Raw genomic sequence first — 13817 nt, 5'->3', positions numbered from 1 at the left:
TAAAGCTCGCGGAAAGCCCCATCAAGTCTTTGGATGTATCCAAAGACTTTTACTCTGTTAAATTGGCGAGCAAGAAATCTACACATGCTTTCACTTTAGGGATTTGATATTTAGCCTGTTGATAAATAATATAAATATCTAGACTAACGGTTGGACTACTGGTGATTTGACACTCTGTCGGTACTTCAACCAATTCACCTGAGACTAAATAAGGCTTTATCCACCAACTTGGAAACAGTGCAATTCCTTCATGATTAATTGCAGCCTGAAGAAGAGTTTCACCGCTGTTACAGACCAATACCGGTGTAGTGTCGATACGTTCACGCTCCTCTTCATCAATCGCCCACCAAGAAAATACACCATGACTGCTCCGATACTGCAGTGCAGGACTGGCTTTAATGTCATCAAAAGTAAGTAATGATTTACCCGCTTGGGATTGTAACTGCGCAAGGGTCTGAGGACTGGCTACTAAACAAAACAAAGCACTTGATAACGGTTTAGCTATCACCCTTTCTTCTGGCATGTACCCTGCCCTTATCGCGATATCTGTTGATCCTTGCGATAAGCTAATACGTTCCTCAGAAAAATCGATATCCAAAACTAAGCTTGGATGCAATTGCCTAAACTTTTGCAGGATAGGCATTAATACCTTTTCGCCGTAATTAACTGTGGTGCTAATACGCAACTTTCCTTCTACTGCGTCGCGCTTTTGCGAAATTAATTCATCTGCTTCATCTATTTTTTGCAATGCGGGCGCAATCGCGTCGTAGTAAATGCTACCTAGCTCTGTGGTACTGACATGACGTGTTGTTCGCTTAATAAGCTCAACACCAAGCTCAGCTTCAAGATCTTTTATTCTGCGGGATATCGACGACGGAGGCACATCAAACTCTTCTGCCACTCGGCTAAAGCTATTCACTTCAGCAACGCGCTTGAAATAACGCAACGCTCTAATTTTGTCCATAATAGCAATAAACCTCAAATAAGCCCGTCAATGCCACCTCAAAATTACAGTACTTTTGTCTTTATAACAAAAATGATTTGTCGCTATCCATCTATTTCCAACGTCTGGTGATCCGTAAGCTGTCGTTATCAGTTGGAGATAAATTCAGACTCCAAGCATAAAGAGGACGAAACATGACACAACAAAAGTTATTAATATTGGGCGCATCAGGTGGTTGTGGGCAGTGGGCTGTCGAATTAGCCGTTGCACAAGGTTACTTAGTCACGGTATTGATCCGCCAGAATAGCCAATATACACCGCCAGCTGGTGTTAAAGTGATTTACGGAAATATCTTAGATCCACAAACAGTCAAAGATGCGATGAGTAATCAGAATGCGGTAATTTCTTGTCTTGGTATCAAACGTAAAACAGCGAAAAATCCATGGTCTGCACTTGCTTCTCCATCAGACCTTGCGACTCAAAGTACTAAAAATATCGTAGATGCGATGACATTTCATGACATTAAACGGCTCGTTGTTGTTAGTGCTGCAGGAGTAGCTGAAAGCTTTTCTAACATCAGCACTATCATGAAATTACTCATTAAAGGCAGTAATATTAATAAAACATTCAATGATTTCGCAGCGATGGAAAAGATTTTAGCGAATAGTGCAATAGACAGTCTTGCAGTTCGACCTGTTGGACTTGTCGATCAACAAACGGATAAGAAAGCAGTTATTGTCGACCATTTTGACCTTTCATCTCAAATATCAAAAAAAGATGTCGCACAATGGATGCTAGATGCTATAGCTCGACCAGATCCCTTTGATTCACCAACAGAAATGATTGGCTGGCAGTAACACTAAAGGTGCCAGAAATCGTCGCCACTGAATTGGATCAAGTCAACGCCGACTGGGAAAAACTCAAACAATGGTCAAAACCCGTCCTCACCCTATTCAGTGATAAGGACCCCTTCTTAGCTGATCGTGATTATGACGAGAAGTTTCAACAAAACTTTAGTGGTGCTAAACATCAGCCTCACACCACAATCAAAAATGCTTCGCATTTCTTACAAGAAGATCAATCCGAACAATTAGCAGACAAGGTGATTCATTAGCTACAACAAACTCAGTTTTAACACGCCGTAAAACAAAGAAAGCTGAGAAACATTCAATAAAAGAGAACAAAATAAAGGATAGCAAAATGAAAATTTTAGCAATTGGTGCCAATGGTTTGATCGGTAAAGCGACAGTGCGTTTATTACAACAAGATCACGACGTAATTCCCGTTGGACATTCCACTGGCGAGCTCACTGTTGATATTGAAAGTACAGAGTCGATTCATCGCCTGTTTGAACAAATTGGCACTGTTGATGCCATTGTTAGCATGGCTGGAAATGGGTAACTTACAAACTATGCCAGAATCAGGGTTCCTCAATGTATTACATAACAAAGTTATGGGGCAAGTTAACCTTGTACGTATGGCTTAGAGCACTTATCTGACGGTGGTTCAATCACCCTAACCTCAGGTCAAGCCGCTAATATTCTCATGCCCAACACAACAGCTATTGCGATGGGCGTCGCGGCAATAGATGCTTTTGTTGCTACTGCTGCGCTCGAACTCCCTGCAAACAAACGTATCAACGCTGTTAGCCCTAGCATGGTAAAAGAAACTATGGAGCAATGGGGAGTTGATAGCAGCACAGGTATCCCAGCGAGTGATGTTGCCCGTTATTACCAAGCAAGTATCCAAGAGTCAGCCAGCGGTGAAATTTTTAACGCAATTAAAACGCCCTAACGACCAATAACCTTAATTTCATGAGGCAGAGTTGATTGTTGGCCATCGTGAGCACGGTGGCTACTTAGCGGTTAACAGACTCACTCGCAATTCCACGACAATACAAGGCCAGCGCACCTTGGCACATATCGATCGTTAAAGCACCATCACTGCACTTCATCGCCAAAGCAAAACCGTGAAGATAATCCACCAGCAAACCAATAGCGTTTTCTTGCATAGAATCAGAAAGTGCCAGTGGTTCAATAATCAAATTAAAACGATCTATAAACACGTGAGCTGGCCCTGTTGATTTCATACTTAGCAAAGTTTCAAGTAAGCCAGTGTATTGCGCCAATAAACATAAATAGCTATGACACAGGTGCTCTAGTTCTACTTGCCATTGGGCATTGGTTTTCGGCTCATAAATATCAGTCACCAAAGAAACTGTAATGGCTTCTAACAAAGCCTCTTTATTTTTGAAGTAATGGTAGATCGCCATCGCATCCACATTTAACGCAGCTGATAACTTGCGAATACTGGGGATTTTACCTTCAACTTGCATCAAGTTTTTCGCCTGTTCGATGATCGAAGCTTGGCTAAGCTGACTTCCCTTACCACTCGGACGACCACGTTTTTTCTCATTGACACTCATTGAGATCACTCGCTACAATTAATTTCTACACTGTAGAATATTTTATAGCGTTAGACATAAATTGCCAACTGATAATGATCACGAGCGTGGAGTCAAAGATGTCGAATATCGTTTATATCGCAACCAGTCTTGATGGATACATTGCAGACAAAAACAACAAGATTGATTGGTTACACGAAGTCCCAAACCCTGAGGGTTCAGATATGGGGTTTGGTAACTTTATGGATCGTATTGATGCGCTTGTGATGGGCCGTAACACGCTTGATATGGTGCTAAGTTTTGACTGTGAATGGCCCTACCCAAAGCCTGTTTTTGTTTTGAGCAACACCATGGCGGAGGTTCCTGCTGGCTATGAAGACAAAATCTTCCTCGTAAAGGGAGAGCTAAAAGACGTAGTTGGTCAAATCAATGCGCAAGGCTTCAACAGCCTTTACATTGATGGTGGCGTGACTATCCAAAACTTTCTGAAAGAAGACATGATCGATGAAATGATCATCACCACTATTCCTACCCTACTTGGCGGTGGTATTTCACTGTTTGGCGAACTAGCAGCACCACTAAAATTCAAGCATGTTGAATCACAGCAATTTTTAGGCTGTATCGTTCAAAACAGCTTTGTGCGTGATAAGTCATTGATACCAAGCTGACGGATGAATTAAGTCGACTTACATATTATCAGCGCCTAAGGGCGTTGATAATAATAAAGCCATCCACTCATATTCATGAATAATTCAAAACCGCTAAACGTCATAGCTCCTTCCCTTTTTGAACGCCCAACACCAATATTAAAGCACTGATAATTAAAATAATTATCACAACCCCTCACTAACTAATATCCAGCACCTACCAAGCTCTCTCGCCATCAGACAATAACATTTATGTGTTTATGTCATACAAACAATGCAAACCATTCATTTTACTCATAATTATAAATCAATATAATTTTTGTGGTTATAAGCGCAGTGAAGCGCCATCGCAGGATCCTATTGTTTTCATGCCTGCTCTTTATCTCCGGTTTTGATATCCAGTTTTCATATAAAACGTACCTGCCACAAAGCAACAAATTCTACAGGCTTATTTTATATGAAAATTAATCTGTAAAAAGGAAAAATTGATGACTCAGTTAGTCGATGAAATCGTATTTCAATCAGGGGTCCAGCTAAAGAATCGTATCGTAATGGCGCCAATGACGATTCAATCCGCTTTTTTTGATGGCGGCGTGACACAAGAGATGATCACCTATTACGCCTCTCGCGCTGGTGATGCGGGTGCCATTATTGTAGAAAGTGCTTTCGTAGAAAATTATGGTCGTGCTTTCCCCGGAGCATTGGGTATTGATACAGATAGTAAAATCAAGGGACTGAAAAAACTTGCCGATGCTCTCAAAGCGAAAGGCTCTAAAGCTATTTTGCAAATCTATCACGCTGGCCGCATGGCAAACCCAGAATTCAATGGCGGTCACCAACCTATCTCAGCAAGCCCAGTTGCTGCACTTAGGGATAACGCTGAAACGCCGCTTGAAATGACCGAAGTTCAAATTGCTGCAATGATTGAGCATTTCGGTAATGCCGTAAATCGCGCCATCTTGGCTGGTTTTGATGGTGTTGAGATCCACGGTGCAAACACCTATCTAATCCAACAGTTTTTCTCTCCACACTCCAACCGTAGAAATGATCAATGGGGGGGCGATATTGAGAAACGCACAAGATTCCCACTTGCCGTTTTAGATAAAACCAAACAAGTCGCACAATCGCATAATAAGTCGGACTTCATTATCGGTTATCGCTTCTCGCCTGAAGAAATTGAAGAGCCAGGTATCCGCTTCGACGATACCATGCACCTGTTAGATAAGCTGGCGACACACGGCTTGGATTATTTCCATTTTTCAATGGGTAACTGGGTCCGTAATTCTATTGTTACCCCAGAAGATAAAGAACCGCTCATCACTAAATACCGTCAGCTTCAATCTGAAGCCGTTGCCAAAATACCAGTCATTGGGGTCGGTGGTATTGCACAAACGACCGATGCAGAAAAGGCGCTCGCACATGGCTACGACATGGTGAGTGTGGGTAAAGGCTACTTAGTCGAACCGACATGGGCCGCTAAAGCATTAAAGAATGAAACCTGTGCTGAGTTTGCGGACATTGCCCAGCAAGAAGCCTTGCTCATACCCACCCCACTGTGGGATATCATGGATTATATGATTGTAGATAGTGCTGCCGAAGCGCTTAAACATCAGCGGATCAAAGAGTTACAAAACGTTTCAATTAAGTTTGATTCAGGTGAGTATACCGCTTATGGCCGTGGTCATAATGGCAACTTACCTGTCACTGTGACCTTCTCAGAAGATAAGATCCTTGAGATTACGGTTGATTCGTCAAAAGAATCAGACGGTATTGCCAACCCTGCATTTGAACGTATTCCACAACAAATCCTAGATGGTCAAACCTTAAATATCGATGTAATTTCAGGGGCTACTGTCAGTAGCCAAGCGGTTATCGATGGTGTGTCCAATGCCGTTGATCTCGCTGGTGGTAACTCAGAGGCGCTACGCTGTAAAGCTCGAGAAGCGGTTGAATGGTCATCTAAAACCGTCGAAGAAAATGTAGATATCGTGGTTGTTGGTGGCGGCGGCGCAGGATTGAGTGCCACGCTGACAGCACTTGATAAAGGTAAGTCAGTTATTTTACTCGAAAAATTCCCAGCCATTGGTGGCAACACTGTGCGTACTGGTGGTTGGGTGAATGCCGCTGAACCTGAATGGCAAAATGATTTCGCAGCGCTACCAGGCGAAAAAGAAAACCTAATGGCGTTGGCTCAAACGCCGGAGTCAGAGTTTGCAGATCAGTACCTTGCTGATTTTAAAGTACTTAAATCACAATTAGATACTTACTTCAGCGCTCTCGCAAGCGGCAAGCAATACCTCTTTGATTCTGTTGAATTACACCGTATTCAAACCTACCTCGGAGGTAAACGCACCGACCTAAACGGTGAATCGATTTATGGCCAATATGATTTAGTCGAAACCCTGACCTCACGCGCAATGGAGTCAATTGACTGGTTAAGCGAAAAAGGCATCGATTTTGACCGCAGCGTTGTTGAAATTCCTGTTGGGGCATTATGGCGTCGAGCACACAAGCCTAAACGTCCAAAAGGCGTTGAGTTTGTTGATAAACTACAAAAAAGTATTCAAGAACAAAATGGCCGTATTATTACCGATACACGCGCTACAGATCTGATGATTGAAGATGGCAAAGTCATCGGTATCAAAGCAACACAAGCGAACGGTACCAAACTGGTCATCAAAGTGAATCACGGTGTCGTACTGGCTTCAGGTGGATTTGGCGCCAATACGCAGATGATCAAAAAGTACAACTCGTACTGGAAAGAGATCGCCGATGATATCAAAACAACCAACTCGCCAGCACTCATTGGTGATGGTATCGAGATTGGTGAAAAAGCCGGTGCAGAGTTAGTCGGCATGGGGTTTGTGCAACTAATGCCGATTGGTGATCCTAAATCTGGCGCATTGTTAACTGGACTGATCGTTCCACCAGAGAACTTTGTCTTCGTTAACCAGCAAGGTAAACGCTTTGTGGATGAATGCGGCAGCCGCGATGTGCTATCTGAGGCTTTCTTTGATAATGGTGGTCTGATTTATATGATTGCAGATGACAAGATCCGTCAAACCGCAGCGAATACCTCTGATGAAACTATCGAGCGAGAGATCAAAGAAGGCATCATCATTCAAGCTAATACCCTTGAAGAGCTGGCTGAAAAAATTGGAATGCCACAAACGGAGTTAACGAAAACCATCCAGCAATACAACGCTTGTGTCGAACAAGGGCATGATTCTGAATTCAACAAAAGTGCATTTGGCTTAAAAGTAGAGCAAGCACCGTTCTATGCTACACCACGCCAACCTTCCGTTCACCACACCATGGGGGGACTAAAGATTGATACGCAAGCACGGGTAATCAACAAAGACGGCGCGATCATTTCGGGCTTATATGCTGCGGGGGAAATCACTGGGGGTATCCACGCGGGTAACCGTTTAGGTGGCAACGCGTTAATTGATATCTTCACTTATGGCCGTATTGCCGGTGAAAGTGCAGCCAACCGCAGTTAACCCTAGCTAGATGCTAAGGGAATAGTGTCTCGGAGTTCGCTGCTCAGTATTAATATACAGAGCAAACATTCACTATTTCCTTAAAGTCAATTCAGGTTGACATTCACAGAGGGAGGCACGGCTTCCCTCTTCTTACGTTTCAATCGAGACCATTTTTCGTCTAACCCATAGGTAATCACACCTCAATGGCAAAGTATCAGACCAGATTCCAAATGATGGGAACATTCATAGACTTAGTTGTTCACCATTCAAACGGTGAGCAACTGATTCAAGATGCTTATCGCCAACTTCATCAATACGCTCAGCGGTTCACCGTGAATCAAGCTGACTCTGAATTAATGCGCGTTAACCGTCATGCTGGTATTTCACCTGTTATGGTACAGCCCGATCTCTTTAATCTGATCAAAATAGCCAAAACAATCAGTGAAGATCTTGCAAACCCATTTAACATCGCGATCGGGCCACTGGTTAAAACTTGGCGTATCGGCTTTAACGATGCAAAAGTGCCCACACCAGAGGAAATAGCAGCCAAACTTTCTTTGGTTGATCCTAAAAATATTATTTTAGACGAGCACAATCACTCGGTTTTCCTCAGCCAGCCCCGTATGGAAATTGATCTAGGCGCTATTGCCAAAGGCTTTTTTGCTGATGAAGTGAAAAAACAACTGGTAAACGCTGGCGTTAAGCATGGTTTTATCAGTTTAGGTGGGAATGTCTTAACCATCGGCCATTCACCAAACAATGCCAACCAAGCATGGAATGTCGGTATTCAACACCCTTTCGCTGAACGTGGTTCCATCATTCGTGCAGTTCCTCTTCAAGGTGCATCTATGGTGACGTCTGGCATAAATGAACGCTTTTTCCATGCAAATGGCCAGCGCTATCATCATCTATTGGATGCAAAAACAGGCATGCCAATTTCCACTGACATTGCCAGCCTCACGATCATTTCTAAACATTCTATCGATGGCGAAATATGGAGCACCGCCGGCTTTTTACCCTCGATAATAGAGGCGCTTCATTACCTAAATCAGCAGGCGGATATAGAAGCTATCGCTGTTTCAAACCATGGAGAAGTCCACGTAACTCAAGGGTTAATTGATAATGGAAACACTATCAACTACGCCAAATAGCACACTCAAAAACATAAATATGCTTACCTTACTTGAACAGTGCGTTGCTAATTTTGGTCACTACAACCGTGACAGCGCCGCTAAACTTGAGTTTACCAATAATCCCTAAAAGCTGGCAGAGCCAACTTCCCATTGCAAGGGCATTATGGCTTGATCATCACCCTTGTGCCTTACGGCGATAAGTGTGGTATTGGGGTGGTGGTATCACCAAGCATTTTTGATAGCCAAGCTACCACAGCGTTTAAGCAAATCCTTGAGCAATCAATCCTAAATTTTACTGGTTAACTAAGCATTTCAACCAGATACAAAAAGGCGCATTTCATTTAATGCGCCTTTGGGTTATGTCATAGCTAATTTGTGATTACATTGCTTACGCGCTTAAGAGGCCGGCAAAACTTTCACCGCCATCATACTCTTTTCAGGGATCGCTTTCGCAGCCAATTGAATATCTTTCGCCGTGATCGACTGAATATCTTTTTCAATACTGCTCTGCTGCTCCACAATATCAGGGTAACTATAGGCTGTGGCGGCAAGGTCCATCCACACTCTGTTACTCTCTTCACGCTGATCAAGCTGGTCCAAGATTGGTGTTAACGCACGCGTCATCTCATCTTCACTGATCTTTCCTTGACGAATATCAGCCATGATTTCGCGGTACATCTTCAACACGTCATCAACTTGTTTAACTTTGGTATTGCTATGCATTGCAATAAAACCAAAGTCTTTGGTCGTTAGCGATTGCTGATGGCTAGTATAAGGCGTGTAAACGGCACCCACTTGTTCTCGAACTTTAGTGTTTAGTTTCAATCGGATAACTTGACTCATCACATCATAAACCAAACCTTGTTTGAAGTCTTTACCATCTGGAAGCGGCCAGTAACCGGAAGCAACTGCCGTGTTAGGCTCGCCTCGGTGATACCACACTTTTGACGGTACTAACGCAGGAGGTAGCGATGGTGTCATTTTGTTCGATGGCGCTTGCACATGAATATCCAATGCACCAAAGGTTTTACCAATCAGTTTGATGGCTTGCTCATCAGTAATATCACCTACCAATGCAAGTTCAATTGGGCCTTTTTCTGTAGCCTCTTTCACTAAAGGTGCAACATCGCTTAGCGCAAATTTATCTAAGTCCTCAGGCTTCGTCATCCCTCTACGAGCATCACCATGGTAAAGCAGCGGATATACGTTAGCATTTTCGACACCTTCCGGTGATTGCTCTAGGTTTTGCCATGAGTTATTCAGGATTTTATCGGCAAAGGTTTTTCCTTCCGTACGATAAGCTGGGTGAGTCATAAATGCAGCGAACACTTCTAACTGATCTTCAATCGTATCTGGTGCCGATACATAATTGCCATTGATCGCATTTTCCGCCAACGTCATACTCACACCAATATCTTTACCACCAAAGATGGTACGAAGATCATTCAAAGTATGTGCTTCTAAGCCACCAGCTGCAAAACCAAAGTTAAACATTTGCACCAAAGGCGCCTGTACTGCGGTTAAAGATTTAAAACCGTGTCCCATGCGAATGTTAATATAGATAGTGTCTTTCTCGATATCCGTATGCTTCACATTAAGCACAACGCCATTGGCAAACTGATAAGACTTGATTGCTCCGTATTGCGAAGTTTTCACTAACTTCGCTGATTGCGGTTGTCCAAAGTCTTGGTAGGCAAAAGCGCCTACTTCATGCTCTTGATAAGCCAACACTGGCGACGCTAAACTCTGTTGATAACTAGCAAGCACCGTCTTCGCAGAAGTCACTTGAGCATTATCACCTATAGCTTTTGCCACAGAATCTGTCACAAAAATACGAGGCTGGCCTTCTCCATACATTTTGCCAAAAGCATGATTAATGCTTTTAGTAGTAAAGGCGTCAGTGTGGGTATCAAATAATGCCAAGTCTTGTTTCGCACTTAACATCACTCTTTTGTATTTGATGCTGGCGGAAACACCGTGGGCATACCCCCCGCTGGTACCTGCATTCGGATCATTAGCAGCAAGTTTAAGGTTACGGTGGAAACTCTCTAGTTGACGCTTAATTTCCTTGTTACTAAAACCGTATTTAGCCGCTTGACGAATGGTTCGTTCCAGCTGTTTTAAGCCATATTGCCAATCCCCCGGTTGCGTCACCGTAGTCACATAATTTAACTCACCCACACCCAACGTGTACTCCGACGATGTCGACGCACCTAAGAACCGACTATTGCTTGCGTAACTCAAACTATCGAGACGATGATTCAATGCATTATTAGCAATCAACTGCTTAATATTCGTTAATCGCTGCGCCACATGATCTACACGCTGCGGCTTCGCATGATAGTAATGAATTCCCACTTGCGTTTGGGCATTTCTATCAATACTTACTTGCGCTTCAGGCTCCGTTGCTTCAATCACAGGTTGAGTCATGTCTGTGTATTCAATTGGCGTCGTATTGCGCCAGCTAGCAAATTGCTGTTCAACTCTCTTACGCATTGTTGCAAGTTCAAAATCACCACTTACAATTAACGTAGTATTTTGAGGACGGTAATACTGCTGGTAGAACTGCTTTAACTCTTTGTGATTAATTTTGTTGATGCTTTCTACTGTCCCAATAGGCAGATGGTTATACATCTCCGCCCCTTTATAGACAAACTTGCCCCACCTCACAAACTCATTTAAGCCATATGTATTGCGTTGGCGATATTCCGCCAGAATTATTGGGCGCTCTCTATCAATCGCGCCTTGCGCCAAGGTAAGTTCAGATGCTGTCTCACGAAAAATATGCAGCGCGGTATCTATGCTTTCATCATCATTTTTTGGCAAATCAAGCATATATTCTGTGAACTCAAAATTCGTCTCTGCGTTGGTATCAGGTCCAAACGCCAGCCCATGTCGTTCTAAGATATGGATCATTTCACCTTCTGGAACATGGGTTGAACCATTGAAAGCCATATGTTCGAGATAATGCGCCACACCTGCCACATTTCCTTGCTCTTGCAAAGCTCCAGCGCGAACATACAAACGCATTGCCACAGCATGACTTGGCTTTTTGTTGGGAACCAACACGACTCGCATACCGTTATCTAAAGTATAAGGGTGAAGTTTAGGGTTTAGTTGAAGATCGCTTTTACCAAACCAATGAACATCTTGGGGAGGAACTTGAGCTACGCTCTGGTAACTCACAACAGTTGCACACACCAGCAAAATGCTGTGCAACCATCGTCGATTGTGGGACTTTCGTCTATTTAAGTGCATATGTCGTAACAATCCTATCTGTCGGTCATAAATTATTTCTGTCTTTCTACAAAATTTTGATTGGAAAAAAATCTGCCAAAAAGCATTTGTATTTATGATTTCGGCTCCAAACCATAATTGCTACCAACCGGAATAAATCGTTAATTTAAACCAACGTGGCTGATCAACGACTTAGTCTGATTGGTATCTACCCTAGTCACCTCGTGGTGCATGGGTATATATGCATCAATGAGTAGTAATTAAAATCCAGTTCATAGGGAATGAACCGTTTGATATGTATAAAATTCCAGTTTGGTTATAAAACATCATTTAATTAATTATTTCAAGCACCATGATATAAAAGTTAAATTTACAAACCTTAAGCGTCATTCATACACAAAATTAGATATGACTATTATTTTTTCAGCAAGTTAAACACATTAAAGTATTTAAATACCTAAACTTCATTCTCCATTTTAGCTACCTTTAAATGGCATAATGACATCGCCAATCCTTAGTGCTTGTTTACTTCACCAGCTATACCGTCAAATATTCTGTGAACACCCAGAATCAAGCGTCATAAGCCTGATAAAAAGGCAGCTCACACTAAAAACACTGAGTACACTTAGTTCATCGTATCGGTAGCCATAAATTCTAATAAAATTAATTCCTTCTAGTAACGTTCTAATCGAACATCTCACTTCACAATTTTCACCTGAACAACAAAAAAAGTTGAAACTTAGTGAAAACAAGACCCAGTTTATAATGACGATGCGTAATGCAACCCAGAAGTCTGGGGTTGGAATTTAAATACTGATGAAACTATCGAGCGAGAGATCAACAAAGAAGGCGCGATTATTTCGAGCTTATATACTGCGGGGAAATCACTGGGGGAATCCATGTCACTCAAGGGTTAATTGATAATGGAAGCGCTATCAGCTACGCCAAATAGCACACTCAAAAACATAAATATGCTTACCATACCAGAACGATTATAAATAGCTCAGTACGTTACTCATTTTGGATCAACTTTGTTTTAGACACCGCGATAACCTGCTTTTCTACCTGCGATATCATCTCTGAGACTTGATCCCATGTATTCCAATAAAGCGCAACAAACACAGATTGATTGTCCATCACAACTAGTTCAGATTTCAGTAACTGATCATCAATCAATAACTTGGGAATCATGGTCCACCCTATCCCTTTTTTAACCGCGTCTAAAAGGGCATGAGAGCTCGGAATATAATGCGTTTTCACCTGTTCGACGTTTACGCCATACCCCGCAAGAAACCGTTCAGCTAAATCGTCTTCTCTATCAAAAATAGCAATGGGAGCAGACACTAATGCTTTCTTATCGATACCAGAACAAAAATGCGACTGATAAAAAGACTGGGAGCACACAGGGATATATTCCAATTTACCTAAGTATCGTGTCTTACAGCCGGCTATTTGATTACCGTTCGAGGTTATCGCTGCGATGACGTCCCCACTTTTCAACAAGGCTTGGGTAGTCACTGTATTCGATGTATGAATATCAAAAGACAAATGTGGGTGATCGCTAAAACTACTGACAACGTCAACAAACCAACAACTTAATGAGTCGTGATTTACCGCAATAGAAAGAGATAACTCACTAGTATATAAGTGATTTTTCAAAGCTAAGCTCATTTCGTTTTGCAGCAACAACATTCTACGTGCATACGTCAGCACTTGTTCACCAGCGGCTGTTGTTTTGGGAGGCGAACTACGGATCAACACCGAGCTACCGACACGATTCTCCAGTGATTTTATACGCTGTGACACGGCACCTGGCGAAATATTTAAATGACGCGCTGCGCTATCAAAACTTTGCCCATCAACTATCGCTATTAACGTTTCCATTTCTCGATGATCTAGCATCTCAAGTCACTCCTGCGTGTTTAGTTTTACTAAAGATATATAAGTATTTTTAGTTTTATTCAATCG

General features: G+C 42.5%; 12 protein-coding genes. 8 read left to right on the top strand and 4 right to left on the bottom strand.

Annotation, left to right across the window (positions count from 1 at the left end; translation table 11 throughout):
- Positions 1 to 49 precede the first annotated feature (49 nt).
- Positions 50 to 964 carry a LysR family transcriptional regulator gene (locus OCU87_RS18805; protein WP_261859081.1) on the bottom strand — a complete coding sequence of 305 codons (915 nt, stop codon included), beginning with the start codon at positions 962 to 964 and terminating at the stop codon, positions 50 to 52.
- A 173-nt stretch (positions 965 to 1137) separates the two neighbouring features.
- Between OCU87_RS18805 and OCU87_RS18800 the strand changes: the two genes are divergently transcribed.
- The 4 genes from OCU87_RS18800 (at position 1138) to OCU87_RS18785 (ending at position 2737) form a co-directional block, all read left to right on the top strand.
- On the top strand, positions 1138 to 1800 hold the full coding sequence (locus OCU87_RS18800; protein ID WP_261859080.1) for an NAD(P)-dependent oxidoreductase: 663 nt from the start codon (positions 1138 to 1140) through the stop codon (positions 1798 to 1800).
- Positions 1801 to 1808: 8 nt separating this feature from the next.
- Positions 1809 to 2057, top strand: a complete 249-nt coding sequence (locus tag OCU87_RS18795) for an alpha/beta hydrolase family protein (RefSeq protein WP_261859079.1) — start codon at positions 1809 to 1811, stop codon at positions 2055 to 2057.
- An 86-nt stretch (positions 2058 to 2143) separates the two neighbouring features.
- Positions 2144 to 2344, top strand: a complete 201-nt coding sequence (locus OCU87_RS18790; protein WP_261859078.1) for an NAD-dependent epimerase/dehydratase family protein — start codon at positions 2144 to 2146, stop codon at positions 2342 to 2344.
- A 108-nt stretch (positions 2345 to 2452) separates the two neighbouring features.
- A complete protein-coding gene (locus OCU87_RS18785) occupies positions 2453 to 2737 on the top strand; it encodes a Rossmann-fold NAD(P)-binding domain-containing protein (protein WP_261859378.1) in 285 nt (94 codons plus the stop codon).
- A 64-nt stretch (positions 2738 to 2801) separates the two neighbouring features.
- Here OCU87_RS18785 and OCU87_RS18780 read toward each other — a convergent pair whose 3' ends face one another.
- Complete coding sequence (locus OCU87_RS18780) at positions 2802 to 3368, bottom strand: TetR/AcrR family transcriptional regulator (protein ID WP_261859077.1); 567 nt, start codon at positions 3366 to 3368, stop codon at positions 2802 to 2804.
- Between the two features lie 98 nt (positions 3369 to 3466).
- Between OCU87_RS18780 and OCU87_RS18775 the strand changes: the two genes are divergently transcribed.
- From OCU87_RS18775 to OCU87_RS18760, 4 genes are all read left to right on the top strand, one after another.
- On the top strand, positions 3467 to 4015 hold the full coding sequence (locus OCU87_RS18775; RefSeq protein ID WP_062687826.1) for a dihydrofolate reductase family protein: 549 nt from the start codon (positions 3467 to 3469) through the stop codon (positions 4013 to 4015).
- A gap of 467 nt (positions 4016 to 4482) precedes the next feature.
- Positions 4483 to 7497 carry an NADH-dependent flavin oxidoreductase gene (locus tag OCU87_RS18770; protein ID WP_261859076.1) on the top strand — a complete coding sequence of 1005 codons (3015 nt, stop codon included), beginning with the start codon at positions 4483 to 4485 and terminating at the stop codon, positions 7495 to 7497.
- Between the two features lie 185 nt (positions 7498 to 7682).
- A complete protein-coding gene (locus OCU87_RS18765) occupies positions 7683 to 8630 on the top strand; it encodes an FAD:protein FMN transferase (protein ID WP_261859075.1) in 948 nt (315 codons plus the stop codon).
- A 150-nt stretch (positions 8631 to 8780) separates the two neighbouring features.
- Positions 8781 to 8915 carry a hypothetical protein gene (locus OCU87_RS18760; RefSeq protein ID WP_261859074.1) on the top strand — a complete coding sequence of 45 codons (135 nt, stop codon included), beginning with the start codon at positions 8781 to 8783 and terminating at the stop codon, positions 8913 to 8915.
- A gap of 93 nt (positions 8916 to 9008) precedes the next feature.
- Here the strand turns inward: OCU87_RS18760 and OCU87_RS18755 are convergent, their stop codons facing one another.
- Together OCU87_RS18755 and OCU87_RS18750 are read right to left on the bottom strand one after the other, a co-directional pair.
- Positions 9009 to 11798 carry a M16 family metallopeptidase gene (locus tag OCU87_RS18755; RefSeq protein ID WP_261859073.1) on the bottom strand — a complete coding sequence of 930 codons (2790 nt, stop codon included), beginning with the start codon at positions 11796 to 11798 and terminating at the stop codon, positions 9009 to 9011.
- Positions 11799 to 12860: 1062 nt separating this feature from the next.
- Complete coding sequence (locus OCU87_RS18750) at positions 12861 to 13751, bottom strand: ArgP/LysG family DNA-binding transcriptional regulator (protein WP_261859072.1); 891 nt, start codon at positions 13749 to 13751, stop codon at positions 12861 to 12863.
- Positions 13752 to 13817: the final 66 nt, after the last annotated feature.

It is taken from the genome of Photobacterium sanguinicancri, from assembly GCF_024346675.1.
GTDB classification, from domain to species: domain Bacteria; phylum Pseudomonadota; class Gammaproteobacteria; order Enterobacterales; family Vibrionaceae; genus Photobacterium; species Photobacterium sanguinicancri.
This window is presented reverse-complemented; position numbering and strand designations above follow the sequence as displayed.